Below are 19745 nucleotides of genomic sequence, written 5' to 3' on the forward strand. Positions count from 1 at the left end.
TTATTCATTAACGCCTCATTTGCAATTTCAGCGACGACGGCGCGCCATCGTCGACATTGTCTGTGACAAAAAGGCGCTTTTAATGATCGCCGTTTTTCCATAGAATCAAAAAGATTATATCAGCGCTTGGTGGAGCATTAATGAGTAACGTAAGGCATTGTAAATTATTAATTCTTGGTTCTGGTCCAGCGGGCTATACCGCGGCGGTTTACGCTGCTCGCGCGAATCTACAGCCAGTTTTGATCACAGGTATGCAGCAAGGTGGTCAATTAACGACCACAACTGAGGTTGAAAACTGGCCTGGTGACGCTGAGGGGCTCACAGGCCCGGGCCTAATGGAACGAATGAAAGAACATGCAGAGCGTTTCGAAACTGAAATGATCTTTGATCACATCAATCGTGTTGATTTTTCTCAACGGCCGTTTCGACTGATTGGTGATAGTGGTGAATACACCTGCGATGCATTGATCATCTCGACTGGTGCCTCTGCCAAATACTTAGGACTTGAGTCAGAAGAGGCGTTCAAAGGACGCGGCGTTTCCGCTTGCGCAACCTGCGACGGATTTTTCTACCGTAACCAAAAGGTCGCTGTGGTAGGAGGCGGAAATACCGCCGTTGAAGAAGCACTCTATTTGGCTAACATTGCCTCGGAAGTGCACCTTATTCATCGCAGAGACACCTTTCGCGCCGAGAAAATTCTCATCAAACGTTTGATGGACAAGGTCACCAGCGGCAATATTATTTTGCATACTAATCGCGTGCTTGATGAAGTCCTCGGCGATGAAATGGGCGTGACCGCGGTGCGTGTCCAAGCCACCGATTCTGAGACCACCGAAACTATCGATGTGATGGGTGCCTTTATTGCTATTGGCCACCAGCCAAATACCCAAATGTTTGTCGATCAGCTTGAGATGAAAGATGGCTACATTGTGGTGAAGTCAGGCTTAAACGGTAATGCAACACAAACCAGCATTGAAGGCATTTTTGCCGCTGGTGATGTGATGGACCATAACTACCGTCAAGCTATTACTTCGGCTGGCACAGGGTGTATGGCGGCGCTGGATGCCGAACGTTACCTCGACAGTCTCGCGCAACAAGCATAATCACGCGTCGAATAAGCTCAACCCAGTGTTAGTCTCGCTGGGTTATTTTGTTTGTATCCAAGCCACTTGGAGTAAACAGGTATACCCAAACCACTTGGAGTTGCCGGTCGGCGGCAAGCGAGCAAAGCCTCTGAGCACTTCGTGAGCATAGATAAACTATGTGATGAGGTTTATGAGGGTCAGCCAACGCCCCTGCTGCTTCAATTGGGAAGGGTATATACTTCCGTTTCAAAAATCATAATTATTAAGCCTTTTCAATGGATAAAAAGAAACAACGCGCTTTAAATCAATGGCTCAAGCAGCAAAGCAAACTGGCAAAACGCTGGTTGATGATTGCAATTGGGCTAGGGGTTGTTTCTAGCGTATTTTTAATTGCTCAAGCGGCGCTGCTTGCGTCAATTTTGCACCAAGTGATCATTGAGCAGGTCGATAAATCTCAATTGATCCCGCAATTTATTGCCCTCGCATTTATGGTCGTGGGCAAATCGGCTTGTGCATGGGGCCGTGAGATCGCAGGATTTCGTTGCGGCGAGGAGATCCGTGTCTATATTCGCCAATTGATCCTCGATAAAATGCAACAACTAGGACCTGCCTACATCAAGGGAAAACCCGTTGGTGCTTGGGCCACCTTGCTGCTTGAGCAAGTGGAAAATATGCAGGACTTCTTTTCCCGCTACCTACCGCAGATGGTATTGTCTGTTGCCGTGCCACTGTTGATTTTAGTAGTGGTATTTCCTGTCAACTGGGCGGCAGGCGTTATTTTCCTTGTAACGGCGCCACTGGTGCCACTGTTTATGGCTTTGGTTGGCATTAAAGCGGCCGACGCCAGCCGCAAAAACTTTAAGGCGCTCCAACGACTTTCTGGTCATTTTTATGACCGCTTGCAGGCGATGACCACCATTCGTCTTTTCAATCGAGCTCAGGCGGAAGCGGATGTGTTACGCGGCGCGTCTGATGTATTTCGTGAACGCACTATGGATGTGCTTAAAGTCGCCTTTCTCTCCTCTGCCGTTCTTGAATTTTTCACGTCGATTTCCATTGCGTTAACGGCGGTTTACTTTGGCTTTGCCTTCATTGGCGAACTTAACTTTGGTCATTATGGCCTTGGCGTCACTCTCTTTGCTGGGCTATTTGTGCTGATACTGGCGCCGGAGTTTTACCAGCCACTACGCGATCTTGGTACGTTTTATCATGCGAAACAGCAAGCCGTAGGCGCCGCAGAAAGCATCGTGGCATTTTTAGCCATAGAAACACCAAAAGCGGACCAATCCGCTGAAGGGAAACAGCCGTTGCCGACACCTGCGCAAATTACCATTGAAGCCCATGATGTTGTGATTTTTTCCCCCGAAGGCCAGTCGTTAGTGGGGCCGCTCAGCTTCACTATCAACAATGGGGAATCGTGCGCGCTCGTTGGGCCAAGTGGCGCGGGTAAAACAACGCTCATTAACGCGTTGCTGGGCTTTTTGCCTTATGACGGCTCTTTGAAGATCAATGGCGTTGAACTTTCGCAACTTGACCTTGAGCAGTGGCGCGCCCAAATCAGTTGGGTCGGCCAAAACCCGCTGCTACTTCACGGCACAATTGAACAAAACGTCACTTTAGGCAAATCAAAGATCGCCGCTCAAGATCTGCAAACCGCCCTTGATGACGCTCATGCAACTGAATTTGTATCGCAACATGGACTCGATTACCTCATCAGTGATCGCAGTGGCGGTCTGTCGGTAGGTCAAGCACAACGGTTAGCATTAGCGCGAGCCATGTTACAACGCGGCACATTTTGGCTGCTTGATGAACCTACGGCCAGTCTGGATGCGCGCAGCGAGCGTCTAGTGTTAGACGGCATACAAAGTTATTCTAAAGGTCTTACTCAACTGATGGTGACCCACCAATTACGCGCACTTGAAAGTGTGACGCAAATTCTCGTGATGGAACAAGGTCTTTTGGTTCAACAAGGCTCCTTTGATGAACTTTCAAACCGTGAAGGCCGGTTTCAAAAGATGTTAAAGGTCCATTTGGCGGCTCTCGACCACAATAAGAAGGGGAATTTAGATGCGTGATTTACTCCCTTATCTGAGCCTGTATCGCAAGCACTGGTTTGGTTTAACCCTAGGTATGCTGCTTGGATTTATAACACTTGCGGCATCGATTGGATTACTCACACTATCCGGTTGGTTTATTTCTGCTGCCGCAGTCGCAGGACTTTCTATTGCTCGAGAAACCTTTAATTACATGCTACCTGGCGGCGGCGTTCGTGGGCTGGCCATGACGCGCACCGCAGGTCGTTGGGGCGAGCGCGTTGTCAGTCACAATGCAACCTTCAAACTGCTGGCAGACTTGCGCATCTTCTTTTTTGAACGTCTTGCCCCTTTGATTCCAGGCAAAATCGGTAATCTTCGTGATGGCGATGTGCTCAATCGCTTGGTCGCAGATGTTGAGGCGATGGACCATCTCTATTTACGCCTCATTAGCCCAGTCACCATTGGCCTGCTTGGCATCGCCGGATTAACCGCGCTACTAGCTTGGTTTGATACCTCGCTGGCACTGCTTCTTGGCGCAATTTTGTTAGTGATGACACTTGTCTGGCCCGTATTATTTTATCATTTAGGCAAACGCAACGGCCGAGAGTTAACAGAGCATCGCGCGCAATTTCGTATTGCTATGCTTGATTGGCTTCAGGGCTTTAGCGAGTTAACGCTCTTTGGCGCAGAGCGCCATTATCGTGACGCGTTTTTAGCCAAACAAGCCTCACTGCTTCGCAATCAATGGGCTCATGCCCACATTACCGGCCTTGCAAGCGCGCTGCTTATTCTGGTGAATGGGCTGACGCTAGTCGTGATTTTATGGTTCGCGGCTGACGGCGTTAACGGGCAAGCGCCCGATCCGATTGTGGCGCTCTTTGCCTTTGCTGCCATGGCAAGCTTTGAGCTGCTCATGCCACTGGCAGGCGCATTTCAATATCTCGGACAAACATTAACCTCGGCAAAGCGGCTCAACGATATTTTGCTCACCACACCCGAGGTGCAATTTCCAGCCATGTCAGCACAGTCGCCGACAAGCCATCACGACGCTTTGGTGTTTGATAATGTCCAGTTCCACTATGCCGAGGGCAAACCCGCAGCGCTTCATGGGCTAAACTTAGCTATCGCCAAGGGTCAAAAAGTGGCCATTCTAGGCCAGACTGGTTCTGGCAAGTCGACGTTATTACAACTGGTTAGCCGCTACTGGGATCCGCAGCAAGGCCTGATAACCCTAAATGGGGTTCCGTTGCCTCAGTGGAGTGAGACGGAATTGCGTCAATCAATGACCGTTGTCAGCCAACGTGTCGATATTTTAAATGGCACACTAAGGGACAATTTACTGTTGGCGGCGCCTGAAGCGAACGACGACGCACTTGTGGCGCGTTTACAGGATGTAGAATTGGACACGCTACTCGAAGGAAAGGGCTTAGATGCTTGGCTGGGTGATGGTGGCCGTCAGCTTTCTGGTGGTGAGCGCCGCCGCATCGGTATTGCTCGCGCGCTGTTGCGCGATGCGCCAATTTTATTATTGGATGAACCGACCGAAGGCCTAGATAAGCAGACCGAAGCGCACATTATGGCGCTGCTTGCGCGTCATTATCAGACCAAAACCGTACTGTTCGTCACGCACCGACTGATTGCACTCGAACAAATGGACAGTATCTGTTTAATGGAGCAAGGGGCCATTGTTGAACAAGGCTCTCATGCCGAACTGCTGGCTGAAAAAGGCCGTTACTATCAGTTATGGCAATCGATAGCATAAAGTGAACATTGCCAAGCGACTTGAACACGCAGCTAGGCGAATGGCAACCAAAGTCTTTGAGCACATCGTGGAATAGGTAAACGGTGTGATGAGGTTTGTAAGTGGCAGCCAACAACGCTGCTACTTCTCATCGCAAGAGGATAGATGCATGACCAAAATTCAATATGGCGACGCTAGCTTACTTACTGGTGAGCTTCTAAAAGAGTTTGAGACCGTCGCCGCAATGGTTTGGATCTATTGCCGCAAGCATCATCAGAGTGAAGGGTTATGCTCTGAGTGTGCCGATTTGATCTCGTACGCAGAGACCAAGCTAGACCGCTGCCCATTTGGTCAAAACAAACCAACCTGTAACCGCTGCCCTGTTCACTGCTATAAACCACAACAAAAGTTGCAAATGAAAAGTGTGATGCGTTTTAGCGGTCCACGTATGCTGTTATGGCACCCTAAGTTGGCATTGCGCCATCTGCTGCATGAAAAGAAAACCGTTCCTAACTTGCCTCTTAACCCAGAATCGAATCGTCATTTGCGTCTGCAGAAAGCGAAAAACAGCAAGTAAGCTTAGCTAAGCTCACTTCCACTGAATACAGCAGCTGTGTTGAGGTCACTCATTCACCCCAATTGCACTATTAGCTATGCTCTTGGGGCAAACTCGATCACAGCCTTTGCATTTTCAAAGGGTTGGGTATATACCCAAGTCACTTCAAGATGCTGGACTCAGAGCCGGCTCACTGAGCTGAGAGCAAGGCAAACAACACAGCGAAATAGCGAGTCTATTTTCAAGTTGTTTAACGCACTTTCGTTACAACAAAAAGCGGTTCAGTGATTGGCTCCCAAGGGGCGAGCTGTCTTGGCTCATCAGCTTTGATGACGATTTTCGATTGAGACCCACTCAATTTTCAAATCCTCGCCTCACTGATTAACCAAGTCATTCTCGCTGAACCATGTATCTTGAGGTTACTTGGGTATAACTATGCGTTTTCGCGTTCAAACTGACGCATAAAATCAACCAGCGCTTGAACACCTTCAAGTGGCATTGCATTGTAGATTGAGGCTCGCATTCCCCCAACAACACGATGGCCTTTAAGTGCTTTTAGACCAGCTGCATCTGCCTGCTCTAAAAACAGCGCGTCCAGCTCAGGCTTGGCCAATTGGAACGGCACATTCATGAGCGAGCGATTTTGCGGATGCACTTGATTGCGATAAAAATCAGAGTCATCGATGAAATCATAAAGAAGCGCTGCTTTTTCACGGTTGCGCTGCTCAATGGCTTTCACACCACCTTGTGCTTTCAGCCATTTAAAAACTAAACCTGAAAGATACCAAGCAAACGTTGGAGGGGTGTTAAACATCGAGTCCTGTTTTGCCAATACGGTGTAATCAAGAATACTCGGTACCGTTTGATGGGCGTAACCTAAAAGATCCTCGCGCACAATCACAATCACAATGCCAGCCGGGCCAATATTTTTCTGCGCGCCAGCGTAAATCATACCGTATTTAGAAACGTCAATTTCACGCGACAAAATCGTTGATGACATGTCGGCAATGATGGGTTTATCCGTTTCGGGAAGATCGTTGATCTCTAAACCGTCAATCGTTTCGTTAGGGCAAAAATGAACAAAAGCCGATTCAGGCGCAATCGCCCATTCACTTGCAGGCAAAATTGCCACCTTGCCATCAATCTCGGTTTTCACCTGTTGAACGCTTGGCTCACAATATTTACGCGCTTCATCGACGGCACTCGCCGCCCAAAAACCGCCATCAATATACGTTGCGGTCGTGGCTTCACCCAACAAATTTTGCGGAATCGCCGCAAACTGAGCACGCGCGCCGCCATGGCAAAATAGCACCTTGTAATTATTCGGAATGGCCAGTAGATCTCGCAAATCTTGCTCGGCTTGTTCGGCAACTGCAATAAACTCTTTACTGCGATGGCTAATTTCCATCACCGACGTGCCCAAGTTATGCCAATTAAGCAATTCTTGCTGGGCTTGTTGCATCACGGCCTTCGGCAACGCGGCCGGACCTGCACTAAAATTAAAAACGGTATCCGTGATGGGTTCCATGATGTTGTTTGCTCCTGCTAGATACTAAAAATAAGGGTTACATGAAAATTGGCATTAATAAATTAAACAATGGCACCTGTTCGCCATTAGCAAATTGAATATTACCATTGAGCAGTTGGGTGTTCATTTGATAACCGCCCTGCACTTCTTCGGCCATTTCTGAAATGATCAGCTCATCAACACCTTGTTGTAAGTTAGGGTACTTTTCAACTAAAGTTTGCGAGACATAACTTTTCATTTCACCATTGGTTTTCGCTAATAACTGCATTGGATTTTGTTTCAGTCCCGTGGTGCCCTCTGGAACTTGCCAATGGACGCTCGCGTTCATGGTACCGTCGTCAATGCGCATTGAGAATTCGTCAATTGCGACAGCGAATCCTTTGTTAAATAAGGTATCAAGATGGCCAAGCACCACTGCTGGCTCCAGAGCATCGGCTTCATTTTGGTGCTGAAGTGCATCGACAATTCCATTAAATGCGGTGACGTCCAATTGACTCATAGAAAACCCAAACGTCAAATCATTGACAGTGGGTTCATCCGGTAACTGCAATGCGCCCAGTACCGCGCGCGTGTCACTGGTAATACGCGACCCATTCTCGTTCAACTGAGTATCACTGGTGATAACAATATCGTCACTGGTAATCGTCACCGCTTGTGGTTCTTCAAACGCCACACGCTTTAGTTTTAGTGATTGCGTTCCGAGCCAGTACCCGCCGTTATTGCGGCCTTCGCCAGTGCCTTGGACTTGGGTGAGCGTGAGATGCGCGCCCTCAGGATTGGTCACTCGCACACTCGGCACCGTAAGAGCAAACTGCATCAGACCATCAATCGCCACATTTCCGGTAAATGACGATGCATCAACAGACACTGTTAAGCCTGGTTTTAGCTCACTTTGACGAATCGCCGCTAGTTGAAAATCGAACTCCGTATCACCATTAAGTTGCGTGGTGGTATTTAATGTCAGCGGCCAAGTGACGTTTGCTAGCGTAGACTTTGCTGAAATCGACGCCAAACCATGCGATAACGTCGAGTGCACGAGGTAACTATCGGGCAAGCCTTCCGCTTTCAGTTGAGCCTGCAACGCGGCATCGCGAACCGTCAATCGTGTCATGACAGTTGAACTCAAATAGCCGCGGTCATAGCTTTCGACTGTGACATCAACCAGAGCCAATTCGCGATTGTTCAGTTCTTTTTCAACGACACTTTGGCCAATTTGGCCTACGGCCAAAGGCCAGCACAAGATAAGCGCAAGCGCGCCACCCGCTCCTGCCCACTTTTTCAGGTTCGTCATCACATTCTCACTGTTCATTTAATTTGCGTCAGTTTACAACAATACCGTTAGCCTTGGCAGCATTGAATCGGCTTTTTAGCAGCTTTAAAACGTTGAGTTAAATCAGGTTATTATCATTTGGTGGTGAAAGTTACGCCAAATTCCAGCCCAGCTCCCAAATTAACTCGGGTATTTATTGCTAAAGTGGAGCAAATTCTTCAACCAATGGACGCCTGTGAATCGTTACGCCTTACTGTATCTTGACAGCAACCCACTCAGCCTCGAGCAAGGTCGTCATGAACTTTCTGCGTTTACCGAGCACTTTGATATCTTTAGCGCTGATAGCCTTGATGAAGCCGAACAAGCCATTGCTTTCCTTAAACAAAAGGAACAAACCATGGCGCTTGTCATTGCGGCGCATCACCGAGAATTTGATGGCGCAAACTTCCTCATCAGTTTGGACAAAAACCCTCATACCGAACAAGCGCGTAAAATTTTGATCAGCGACTCAGTCGATATTGCTGTGATACTCAATGCGGTCAACGAAGGACGCCTCGATCACTGCTTGACCAAACCACTTCAGCCCAAACAGTTGCATCTCAGTGCCAAAAAAGAGCTCACTCAATTTGTGTTACGTTACGCCAAAGACGAGTTGGTGCGTTATTGCAATGTGTTAGAGCAAGATAAACTGCTAAAGGCACACGTTGAACAACAAGTACAGCGTTATCACGCAGGTTTTATTCATGATTACCATAGGCTCAGTGACAACGAACTGGCTGAGCGTTGTGTCACAGCACTATCAGATTTCTTTGATCAAAAAGGGGATGAAACCCGCGCTAGGCGTCAATATTCCGCCAATCACCTGCTGACAGAAGAAGGTACACCAAACCATTTCTTATGGTTTATTACTCAAGGTCAAGTGGCTCTGTACAAACGCGATGATCAAAATCAACTGCGCGAGGTCGTGCGCCATAATAAAGGCAATATTGTTGGCGGTATGTCGTTCGTTACGGGAGAACCGTCGTTTTCCACTGCGTTGACGCTTTCACCGACGGAGGTGATTAAACTTGATCGCAGTACATTTGCTAAAGTGATGCAATCGGACAGCAATTTACTACCCATTTTCACTAACTTATTGTTAAGGCACTTTAATCGCCGCCTTCAACGTAGCATTACCACCAAACTTGACTTACAAAAAACCCTTGAGTCGCTTGAATCTGCTCATCAGCAATTGGTCGAAAAAGAAAAAATGGCGATGCTTGGGCAACTGGTGGCGGGCGTTGCTCACGAATTAAACAATCCCGTTGCAGCGACGCTGCGCAGCATTGATCTACTCTCAACCCAAATCGATGCTCTAATGTGTGAGGATGAGCAAAGCGATGCCACACGCCAAGTCGGCATTCAGTGCATGCAGCACGCAAGCGAGTCAAAGCCGCTCTCCACGCTAGAACTCCGCAGCAGAGCGCAAAAATTACTTCCGCGCCTTAACAACCCCAATCAAGCGCGAAAGTTGGTTGCCCTTGGCTTAGACGACCAAACCGACTTTATTGCTCGCTTAAGCAAACAAACACCACACGCCACAGAGCAACTCAAAACTTGGGACAGTTATCACCAAGTCGGCAGCGCGCTGCGTACCATCAAGGTTTGTTCGCAGCGGATCGCAGATATGGTCAAAAGTCTCAAGAGCTACGCTCGCTCTGAGGATGAAGAAGGCATGCGAGAAGCGAATATTCACGAAGGGTTACAAGACACTTTGCTGATTTTTGAAAATCGGCTCAAACGGTTGACCGTGCACATCGATTACGCCGATTTGCCTTTAATTCGATGTCAGCCTTTAGCGCTGCAACAAGTTTGGACCAACCTTATCTCAAACGCGCTGGATGCGATGAATAACCAAGGAGAGTTTCGGCTTTATACTCAGCGGCGTGAACATCTTGGGCAAGATTACGCCACCGTTGTATTTCATGATAGTGGCTGCGGTATTCCTGCGCCCATTCAACACGCGATCTTTGATCTCAATTTCACCACCAAGCGCGAAGGTAACTTCGGCCTTGGTATTGGTCTTTCTATCTGCCAACAAATTGTTCATAGTCACCACGGCTGGATAGACGTTCAATCAGAAGAAGGGCAGTACACCCAGATGACCGTTTGGTTACCCATTTTCGAGCAAGGAGCAAACCATGAATAAGCTACTGATTTTATGTGTAGATGATGAGCGTGAAGTGCTTGATAGCGTATTACAAGACCTATCTATCTTTGAAGACGATTTCATTATTGAAGGCTCAGAATCCGTCACCGAGGCAAAACATGTCATTGCTGAGTACCATGCGCAGTCAGTCCCTTTAGCGCTGATTTTATGCGATCATATTATGCCAGAGCAGACTGGGATCAGTTTCCTTATCGAACTTAGCGACGATCCTCGCGCCGCCACCTGCCGAAAAATCTTACTCACTGGGCAAGCCGGCCTCGAAGATACCGTTGAAGCCATCAATCACGCCAGTCTCGATTTTTACATTGCCAAACCGTGGCAGGGTGACACGCTGAGAGCGGCAATCAAGCAGCAATTGACCGAATATGTCATCGCTCATGACAACAATTTGCTTCCATGGGTGCAAATTTTAGACTCAGAAGCCTTACTCAATGCCATGGCGCAAAAACGGACCCAATTTGGCGAATAATCTCTTCGATACCGAGTCGCCTCAGAGAAGTTCTGAGTAAATTGGCGCGTATTTTGCTTTAGCTTAGTAAAACTAACTCAGGCAACATAAGTTTGCCGCTCAATGATGAATAAGGTTTACCATGAAAATGCGTAATACATTTTGGGCTGCCGCACTGATGATGGGTGCGACACCATTATTCGCTCAAAGTTCGTACGATCAAGCGACAATGAGCAATTTCAGCTATGACTATTTTGAAGCGCGCATTGGCGTCAGCCCTGTGACTTTTGGTGGCGCGTTCAGTAAGTCTGTTCACCCAAACGCCCATATTTACGCTCGCATCGATTCAGAGTTTGAAAGTGATTTTGACGCGGCTGCTGGGGTTGGCTTTCATTCGCCAATCAATAACTGGGCTGATTTGACTGGCGCAATGTTGCTGCGTGTGGTCGATCCTGTGGCAAAAAGTGGTACGGACTTAGGCATGGAGCTTAACCTTGGCGTGCGCCAATGGCTGGGTCCACAGCTTGAGGTTGGCGGTAATGTAGGTTACGTCTCTATCGAAGATGATGACGATTGGAAAGGCACAGCCTATGCTCGCTTTCACTCAACGGAACTCTTCTCACTAGGCGCTGAAATTCGCATTAACGATTTCTACGGCACTCAAGGTATGTTTACAGCACGTTTCAAATATTAATGCCATTGAGTTCAGCATAAATAATAAGGCGCAGACCATTTGTCAGCGCCTTATTATTTGCCGTCAATGTTATACCCTTCCTATTTAAAGTTGCAGCTTTGTTGGCTGACTCTCCCAAACCTCATCACATAGCTTGCCTATGCCCAGAGGCTTTATTCGTTTGCCACCTACCTGCATCTTCAAATTGTTTGGGTATATAAATTACTGTCGAACTTGTTGTAGCAGATGATTTTTATAAGGTTCTTCAAGAAGTTTCCAGTGAATACCCTCAACAGCGCCTGCAAATTTCCATAATAATTTAATGTCAACATCGTTGCCATACGCCACGCGGACTTTGGAAAACACGGCGATCGCCCCCAAATCTAAAAACGTGTTAACGTCCTTAACCCCTGCTTTTTTAACCATACGCTCAAGAGTGAGCTGCATATTCGGCAAATCGCGCAATCTGCGACTAGCACTCGATTTTTGATAGCAGCGGTGATCCTCCGATAATGTAATTGAGCGACGCACTAACTCATCAAGTTGCGCGCAGTCGCTATCGAGCAAATTGCCAATATCGTAATAATTGACGGTTGCCGTGGTTTGCTTTTTGACATGGCGATATTTTTCACACTCAAGCGCAGTAAACACCTCATCAAGCGACTCTCCACCGCGAAGATAAATGTGGTCATTACTGATCAATGAAAACATAGCATCGTTACTGAATAAACCGATACCGCCAAACATTGACCGTTGTTGAAATGAACCGAACTGGCTGATGTATTCTAAATAAGCTTGCTCTGTCATGTCCTTTGACTCCCATACCCTGAAGTAACCCCCAAACAATGTGATGTCGCCAGAACGCAGCAATAATTGCGAAATAAGAAAAAAGTATTTTATTTATATATGTGTCGAATATTATGTATGAATCATACTTTACGATAAAAAATAAGTTGGGATATGTCTCACAAATCATCGTGTTCAATATTTACTTGCGTGATAGTATTCACATTCTGCTATTTATCCATAACTTTTCGTACACGTGTGCGGTAAAAAAACGCATTTGTGAAGCGTAACCGGTAACAATAGTTGCCTCACCCTCCAACCACGAAGTAAACTACCGACCGTCAAGATTTACACCGCTAATTTATGGAACATCTATCTTTTTATTGGTTGCCAACGAATCGCACGGCACTACTCAGCGCCCTTGAAAGCGAATTCTCTCGATTGGTTGAACGTTCCGTTACTGCGGGAAATGTATCACTACCACCTATTCCAGACGTAGTACTTAAAATCCAACGGCTGTCTGTATTAGATACAACCAGCGTGGCACAAATTGCGGACTGTTTGTTGGAAGACCCAAGCTTGTCGGCCGTCATCCTTCGCGTCGCCAATTCCGTCATTTTCAATCGACGCAATATTACGTGTACCGAGCTGCATACTGCCGTCTCTCGGCTTGGTATGTTGCGCGTTCGTGACATTGTCACAGCTCAAGCGATTGAACAGCTAAAGTGTACCGCTGGTATCGATAAAGATTGCAAAAAAATCCTTATTGATAGCGCCAAAGTGTCACGAGAGCTCGGCGCGACTATGGTCCTAGTCGTCGAGGCGTATAAGCGATTGGCACCGGAGCAGTTTGATTACCTTGAGCGAGAAAAAGCGTTACTTGTCGGCCTGTTAGCTGACATTGGCCTTTACTGCTTAGTCAATGAATATCATCACTACTTAGCAAAAGGTAACTATCTCGACCATGACATTGCGCTGCAACTGTTTCAAAGCCGCTGCTCTGACATCAGCCAAATTGTGCTAAAGCAGTGGGGATTTGATAATGACTTTATTGAGGTAGCTACAAACCGCCCACAAGTCGAAAGAGATGACAAAGTGCACTATCTCGACATCGCCCGTATTGCCTATCATCTCTTACTCTTTCGTCGACAAGATCAAGAGCTTGAAGAGCACGAAGTGGAATTTGATGTCACTGGTGCCGAAGTACTTTTTGAGCTCAGCAATTTGTCTGATGACGAATTTTCTGACAACATCCGTACGGTTCTGCACGCGAGTGGCTTTTAGTCTTTAAATCGAGCCTTTCGCTCATAACCCACTGGCGTTTGGCACGTCAACGATTTATCAAGCCTCAGCACTTAGATGGGCGATATAACGAGGTTTTGAAGTTCGCTATCATTAAGAGATCAATATGTTTTCAGGGATGTTTTTCATTTTTACCCCCTTGGTGCTCGGCTACTTTATCGCGATAAATCGTACAGACGTCTTAGAGCGCATCAACCAAATCACCGCCAATTTGGTTTTGGTGATTTTATCCTTGATGGGACTTTCATTAGCGGCATTAGACGATTTAGCCAACAATTTGGCGACGATAGTTCATTATGCAGCCACTTTTTTCTTCTTTTTAGGCGCTGCAAATTTAGCCATTTTGCCCTTAATTGATCGCTGGCTGCCACTTCACAGTGAACAAACGCAACAGTCAGTCCCTCTGTCCCAAATGGCATTGGAGTCACTCAAATTGATTTTCGTCGTGGGGGGCGGGCTTGCCGTGGGGCTACTTTTGCCTTTGGACTTAAGTTGGGTTGAGACGGCAAGCGAATGGATTCTATTGTTATTGCTGTTTTTTATTGGCATCCAATTGCGTAATAGTGGTTTAACACTTCGACAAATCATTATCAATAAACACGGGCTGATCATTGCGTTCGTCATGATAACCACCTCCATGCTGGGTGGATTATTGGCCGGTTGGTATCTTGACATGCCGTGGCAACAAGCATTAGCCATGTCATCAGGCTTTGGTTGGTATTCTCTGGCGGGCATTTTGATGGGAGACGCCTTTGGCCCTATTTTTGGTGGGGTTTCATTTAGTGTCGAACTACTGCGTGAACTCGTCGCATTAGTGATGATCCCGCTGTTTATTCGTCGCTTTCCCTGCACTGCGATTGGCTACGCTGGCGCGACCGCTATGGACTTCACTCTACCTGTGATTCAAACCACAGGTGGTGTTCGCTGCGTACCCGTTGCGATTGTCAGTGGGTTCATTTTGAGCTTATTAGTTCCGGTATTGATGCTATTCTTTGTCTCGCTTGCGATGTAACAACAAGATTTTTACTAAAAATAAACATACAATGCGATGTTATTTTAAAAGTAAAAGGATATTGCAATGACCTCTTGGCGCCCCTCATTCGCTCTAATGGCGATATTAATAAGTCCGCTGGCTCATGCGCAACAGCACGATCTCTGTTTAAGTCAAAAATACAACGCTTATATTGATGCCTCGTTGCTTTGGTATAGTGATCTCGCAACATTAACCACTCGCCAGTATCCCGAGCTTGCCGACGTGAGTCATTGGTTTCTTACTGGGCGCCAGCACCACTTTGAACTCAATCGCGCGGCATTTGACTACTTTCTTGCTAATGATCCTGGACGTATCAGTTCACAACGCTCAGTTGAGTCTTGGCTTCAGCTTTCCCAAACCGATGTTAAGCAGTTAGCCAGTCGTGAGGATCGCCTTGGGCAGCTAGCAAAACAAACCTACAATGATCGTCAAAGTAAAAATCACGAACAAAACTACCAACTGCGCAGTGCGTTTGCCGAATTGCTAACTCAACCCAAACAGATTGAAAAGGCTTTACTCCGCTACAACCACCAGCTTGAGCAATTAACCAAAGTCTCTTGCAACACGTTGTGACGCTAATTGAGCGTAAAGTTTATAAGCCAGATCCCCTTGTGGTCATAATTAAGAAAAACGGGACTTTGCGCCCAATTTGGTTTAGATTGACCCTTCTTCAAATTTTAGGGTCTCATGACCTTTTGAGATGATTTTGCACCATGGTTACCGAAACAAAAACAGCTGATGTGAGCTTTGACAGTCTGCTGAAAATCTTCACTGTACCGGAAGGACCGGACTCCACCTTAACTCAAATTGAGGCCAGCTTATCGCAAAACCTCAATCAGTTTTTACGCGAGCATATCGTTGCCGAAGAAAAGCCTTTGCGAGAGATCGAGAAAGATTTTTCTTCGGCTGTGATCCCAGAAACCGCGTCTTTTGTGTCTGATCACACCGAGCATTTGCTTAATACTGTGGTTTCGCATTCGGTTCATACCTCTGCGCCAACTTTCATTGGTCATATGACATCCGCTCTCCCCTATTTTCTGATGCCATTGTCCAAAATCATGATTGCACTCAATCAGAATTTGGTAAAAATCGAGACCTCAAAAGCCTTTACACCACTTGAACGCCAAGTTCTTGGTATGTTGCATCGATTGATTTATCGTCAAGATGATGCTTTTTACCAACGCTGGATGCACAGCGCGAATCATTCACTGGGTGCATTTTGTTCAGGTGGGACAATTGCGAATATTACCGCGCTTTGGGTCGCTCGCAATAACGCACTGCGCGCTCAAGGCAGCTTCAAAGGTGTCGAAAAAGAAGGACTTTTTAAAGCCATGAAGCATTATGGCTATGAAGGTTTAGCCATTTTAGTCTCCGAACGCGGCCACTACTCGTTGAAAAAAGCCGCTGATGTTCTTGGTATTGGACAAGAAGGCCTTGTGCCGGTTAAAACCGATGCCAATAATCGTCTTTGCCCCAAGGCGCTCGATGAGACCATTCGCTCATTGAAAACACGCTGCATCAAACCATTTGCGGTGGTCGGTGTCGCAGGTACCACAGAAACGGGGAACGTCGACCCGCTGGTCGAGATTGCTCACATTTGTCAAGAACACGATTGTCACTTTCACGTTGATGCCGCTTGGGGCGGCGCGACTTTAATGTCCAATCGTTATCGCCATCTTCTGAGCGGAATCGAACTTGCCGATTCCGTCACGATTGACGCACATAAGCAGCTCTATTTGCCAATGGGCGCCGGCATGGTCCTATTTAAAGAGCCAGACGCAATGAAATGCATTGAGCATCACGCACAATATATTTTACGTAAAGGCTCAAAAGATCTCGGCAGTCACACGTTAGAAGGCTCTCGTTCTGGTATGGCAATGCTACTTTATGCGGCAATGCATATCATCAGTCGTCCAGGGTATGAACTGCTGATTAACCAAAGCATCGAAAAGGCGCAATATTTTGCCAGCCTCATTACTCAGCAACCTGATTTCGAGCTCATCTCGGAACCTGAACTGTGCCTATTAACCTATCGCTATGTACCAAAATCGATTCAGGCGGCGCTGGCACGAGCTCAAGGTGAACAAAAAGCACATTTAAACGAGATGCTTAACGATCTCACCCAATTTATTCAAAAACGCCAGCGTGAAACGGGGCGCTCATTTGTCTCACGTACTCGACTCAACCCTGCGAACTACGATCATCACCACACGATAGTATTTCGCGTCGTACTCGCTAATCCACTTACCAGCGAAGAAATTTTGCAAGCAATTTTGCTTGAACAGCGCGAGATAGCCAAGCAAGTCCCAACGTTACTTGATCGTCTCGAAACCTTTGCTGCCCAAGTAAAATAAAGCGTCGCAGCCTATTCGACCCGCGCAGATTTGCGGAGTGTCAGTGACGCCTCATTGCACGAAACAACTTTGTTATTTTGTTATGAGGCTCACATTGGCGCGCTAATCATTATGTGATGAGGTTTGTGAGAACGAGCCAACACCCCTGCAGCTTCAAGTGGAAAGGGGATAGTGCTGAGCTAGGTCTCGATATTAAACGGGGGAATATGAAATTTTCTTTCTTTTTTGCCGTAACTCTCACATCAATATTGTCTTAAGTGCGGTAAATTTCGCCGTATTACTATTATTTCTGTAGTTTAAACAAAATAATGTTTGAGGCGGGTCATATTCTCGTAAGATTGTCGCACGTTTGGGTTTAGCCCAACGTTAGAACCCGTTTATACTTTTACCGTGTTCAATACCTTTGGCTAATGTGCCTGCGTCGCTTGTTATAACGCAGTGGACCACTGGCTAAGGTTCTCTGGGGAGATACGATGGGCACTCACATCGAATCCCATTAATTCAACCCGAATTCGCCGTAGTAAGCTGCAACGACACTATGAATACATTAGAAAAAATCCAAAAAAATTTAGAGAATTTCAGCAAATCTGAGCGTAAAGTTGCCGAAGTGATCATGGCATCTCCACAAACGGCGATTCACTCCAGCATCGCAACGCTAGCGAAAATGGCGGATGTGAGTGAACCAACGGTCAATCGGTTTTGCCGTCGCCTCGATACTAAAGGGTTTCCGGATTTCAAATTGCACTTGGCACAGAGCCTTGCTAATGGCACCCCTTATGTCAATCGTAACGTTGAAGAGGACGATGGCCCAGACGCCTACACTCATAAAATTTTTGAGTCGACCATGGCCTGCCTTGACGTGGCGAAAAACAGCCTTGACTCGATGCAAATTAATCGAGCGGTAGACTTACTGACTCAAGCCAAACGCATTTCGTTTTTTGGCCTTGGCGCGTCCTCTGCCGTTGCAAAAGATGCACAAAACAAATTTATTCGTTTTAACATCCCCATCACGTGTTTTGAAGATATCGTAATGCAGCGAATGAGCTGCATCAATTCGACCGACAACGACGTGATTGTGCTCATTTCCCATACAGGTCGAACTAAGAGTTTGGTCGAAGTGGCGCATCTTGGACGAGAAAACGGAGCAACAGTTATCGCCATCACAGCCAAAGATTCGCCATTGGAAAAAGCAGCGTCACTATCGATTACGCTCGACGTTCCTGAAGATACCGATGTTTATATGCCAATGGCCAGCCGAGTGGTACAAATGACAGTAATTGATGTACTTGCCACTGGTTTTACACTTCGTCGCGGCACTGGCTTCCGCGAAAACCTGAAACGCGTCAAAGAGGCGTTGAAAGACAGTCGCTACGACAAAATCAGTCAGTTTTAACATTAGTATTCACTCATCAGAAAAGGCGCATAAAGCGCCTTTTCTTTTCACATCATTCTTCAGGATTTTCCTCGACAATCACGGGGAGCTGACGGTCTCGCTGATCTTGATAACAAATTTCCATAGATGCACTGGTTCGAATTTTAGGTGGTTCTGTACTGCACCCACAATCGCACACCTGATCTAGAATATAAGTCAGACGCTCGTGGGTTAACGGCAACGGGTTACCTTTTATCGCAACCGACATGAGTGCATCATTAGCCACTTGTTCAAACGACGTTTGGCACACACCAAAACTACGTAACGTCGGGAGCTGTAAAGTGACCAGCGCCTGCTCGAGCCAAACCACCGCATCCTGTGCATCGGCATCGTCTTGGCCCGTCAAAATTCGTGCTATGGCTTGGTATCGTTCAATAACATCGCCACGTTTGGCGATTTTTGCCGCAGCAATATTTTCTCGCATCACATGAGGCGCCAGTTGCGCACTGATAACACTGTGGGGTGCATCTAATTTACCGCCGAGTGCAGACGCAAGCGCATGTGCTGCCCCTAATTTCGCATTGGTGATGGCCATTCCACCCAGCATTGCGGCAAAAGAGAGATCGTGGCGACCTTTCGCGTCATCCTCAAGACAACCCAAATAGATAGAGTGTGCCAGTCGTTTTAACCCCTCTTCGCAAATCATATCTGTCAATGGGTTAGGATCGCCGCACACATAAGCTTCCATCAAATGAGTAAACGCATATAAAGCACCACGTCCCGACGTGTAAGGGTCAGTGCCATATGTCAACGTAGGGTCGACAATCGCAACATCTGCCACCATTTCCGGGCTACGCAAACTGACTTTGAGCTGATCTTGACCCGATTTCAGCACCGCACTTCGCGTTACCTCAGCGCCTGAGGCGGCTGTGGTTGGAATGGCAATAAACGGCAGCGGAAATGTTTTGAGTGGTACGCTCCGTCCAACCAAGTCGACGTAGTCGTAGACGTTACCTTGGTTGGGAACTATGGCCGCGAGCGCTTTACCCGTGTCGATCACGCTACCACCACCGACCGCCACAACAACATCCGGTTGAAACTTACGACTGACTACCGCGGTTTGCTCCACCATAGCGATGTTGGGCTCGCCGGAAATCGCCACATGCTGGTAGCGCAGTTTCTGTGCCTGAATATAATCAATCACTGGCTGAGCCCGTTGATGTTCTTTGCCCGTCACCAAAAGCACACTGTAACCATATTGATTAATCAGCGACAGTGACGACTGTAGTGCCCCTTCACCAAATATAATCCGTGTGGCCGTCATGAACTGAAACATAGGCGTCTCCCGATAA

The 19745-nt window shown here is 47.1% G+C and carries 16 protein-coding genes; 12 read left to right on the forward strand and 4 right to left on the reverse strand.

Translation table 11 applies throughout. From position 1 onward, the window contains the following. The first annotated feature begins 140 nt into the window (after nucleotides 1–140). From trxB to HGP28_RS00520, 4 genes are all read left to right on the forward strand, one after another. Nucleotides 141–1103, forward strand: coding sequence for a thioredoxin-disulfide reductase (gene trxB / locus HGP28_RS00505; protein WP_168834473.1), 963 nt, complete (start codon nucleotides 141–143; stop codon nucleotides 1101–1103). A 257-nt stretch (nucleotides 1104–1360) separates the two neighbouring features. Beyond that, nucleotides 1361–3160 carry a heme ABC transporter permease/ATP-binding protein CydD gene (cydD, locus tag HGP28_RS00510; RefSeq protein WP_168834474.1) on the forward strand — a complete coding sequence of 600 codons (1800 nt, stop codon included), beginning with the start codon at nucleotides 1361–1363 and terminating at the stop codon, nucleotides 3158–3160. Then, nucleotides 3153–4883, forward strand: coding sequence for a heme ABC transporter ATP-binding protein/permease CydC (cydC, locus tag HGP28_RS00515; RefSeq protein ID WP_168834475.1), 1731 nt, complete (start codon nucleotides 3153–3155; stop codon nucleotides 4881–4883). The genes cydD and cydC overlap by 8 nt, the downstream gene beginning before the upstream one ends. Nucleotides 4884–5031: 148 nt before the next feature. Next, nucleotides 5032–5439, forward strand: coding sequence for a nitrous oxide-stimulated promoter family protein (locus HGP28_RS00520; RefSeq protein ID WP_168834476.1), 408 nt, complete (start codon nucleotides 5032–5034; stop codon nucleotides 5437–5439). Nucleotides 5440–5851: 412 nt separating this feature from the next. Here HGP28_RS00520 and serC read toward each other — a convergent pair whose 3' ends face one another. Together serC and HGP28_RS00530 are read right to left on the reverse strand one after the other, a co-directional pair. After that, the gene (serC, locus tag HGP28_RS00525; RefSeq protein ID WP_168834477.1) at nucleotides 5852–6946 is read right to left on the reverse strand and encodes a 3-phosphoserine/phosphohydroxythreonine transaminase; all 1095 of its coding nucleotides are present in this window, start codon (nucleotides 6944–6946) and stop codon (nucleotides 5852–5854) included. 37 nt (nucleotides 6947–6983) lie between these two features. Then, nucleotides 6984–8237, reverse strand: coding sequence for a DUF945 family protein (locus tag HGP28_RS00530; RefSeq protein ID WP_168834478.1), 1254 nt, complete (start codon nucleotides 8235–8237; stop codon nucleotides 6984–6986). A gap of 214 nt (nucleotides 8238–8451) precedes the next feature. On the opposite strand from HGP28_RS00530, the gene HGP28_RS00535 reads away from it, so the two are divergent. The 3 genes from HGP28_RS00535 (at nucleotide 8452) to HGP28_RS00545 (ending at nucleotide 11567) form a co-directional block, all read left to right on the forward strand. Continuing rightward, nucleotides 8452–10404, forward strand: a complete 1953-nt coding sequence (locus HGP28_RS00535; RefSeq protein ID WP_168834479.1) for an ATP-binding protein — start codon at nucleotides 8452–8454, stop codon at nucleotides 10402–10404. Beyond that, the gene (locus HGP28_RS00540; RefSeq protein ID WP_168834480.1) at nucleotides 10397–10894 is read left to right on the forward strand and encodes a response regulator; all 498 of its coding nucleotides are present in this window, start codon (nucleotides 10397–10399) and stop codon (nucleotides 10892–10894) included. The genes HGP28_RS00535 and HGP28_RS00540 overlap by 8 nt, the downstream gene beginning before the upstream one ends. A 157-nt stretch (nucleotides 10895–11051) precedes the next feature. Next, nucleotides 11052–11567 carry a hypothetical protein gene (locus HGP28_RS00545; RefSeq protein WP_246225500.1) on the forward strand — a complete coding sequence of 172 codons (516 nt, stop codon included), beginning with the start codon at nucleotides 11052–11054 and terminating at the stop codon, nucleotides 11565–11567. Nucleotides 11568–11768: 201 nt separating this feature from the next. Here HGP28_RS00545 and HGP28_RS00550 read toward each other — a convergent pair whose 3' ends face one another. Further along, a complete protein-coding gene (locus HGP28_RS00550; protein ID WP_168834481.1) occupies nucleotides 11769–12353 on the reverse strand; it encodes a TfoX/Sxy family DNA transformation protein in 585 nt (194 codons plus the stop codon). A 342-nt stretch (nucleotides 12354–12695) separates the two neighbouring features. Here HGP28_RS00550 and HGP28_RS00555 point away from each other — a divergent pair, with 342 nt between their 5' ends. From HGP28_RS00555 to HGP28_RS00575, 5 genes are all read left to right on the forward strand, one after another. Beyond that, nucleotides 12696–13616 carry an HDOD domain-containing protein gene (locus HGP28_RS00555; protein ID WP_168834482.1) on the forward strand — a complete coding sequence of 307 codons (921 nt, stop codon included), beginning with the start codon at nucleotides 12696–12698 and terminating at the stop codon, nucleotides 13614–13616. A 124-nt stretch (nucleotides 13617–13740) separates the two neighbouring features. Then, a complete protein-coding gene (locus HGP28_RS00560; RefSeq protein ID WP_168834483.1) occupies nucleotides 13741–14646 on the forward strand; it encodes a LysO family transporter in 906 nt (301 codons plus the stop codon). A 96-nt stretch (nucleotides 14647–14742) separates the two neighbouring features. Next, the gene (locus tag HGP28_RS00565; RefSeq protein WP_168834756.1) at nucleotides 14743–15240 is read left to right on the forward strand and encodes a hypothetical protein; all 498 of its coding nucleotides are present in this window, start codon (nucleotides 14743–14745) and stop codon (nucleotides 15238–15240) included. Between the two features lie 140 nt (nucleotides 15241–15380). Next, nucleotides 15381–17021 carry a pyridoxal-dependent aspartate 1-decarboxylase PanP gene (panP, locus tag HGP28_RS00570; protein ID WP_168834484.1) on the forward strand — a complete coding sequence of 547 codons (1641 nt, stop codon included), beginning with the start codon at nucleotides 15381–15383 and terminating at the stop codon, nucleotides 17019–17021. A 538-nt stretch (nucleotides 17022–17559) separates the two neighbouring features. After that, nucleotides 17560–18414, forward strand: a complete 855-nt coding sequence (locus HGP28_RS00575) for a MurR/RpiR family transcriptional regulator (RefSeq protein ID WP_168834485.1) — start codon at nucleotides 17560–17562, stop codon at nucleotides 18412–18414. Nucleotides 18415–18466: 52 nt separating this feature from the next. On the opposite strand, the gene HGP28_RS00580 is transcribed toward HGP28_RS00575, so the two are convergent. Next, nucleotides 18467–19729 (reverse strand): iron-containing alcohol dehydrogenase, encoded by a 1263-nt coding sequence (locus HGP28_RS00580; RefSeq protein WP_168834486.1) that lies wholly within the window; start codon nucleotides 19727–19729, stop codon nucleotides 18467–18469. Nucleotides 19730–19745: the final 16 nt, after the last annotated feature.

It is taken from the genome of Vibrio agarilyticus (assembly GCF_012641465.1).
Classification (GTDB): domain Bacteria; phylum Pseudomonadota; class Gammaproteobacteria; order Enterobacterales; family Vibrionaceae; genus Vibrio; species Vibrio agarilyticus.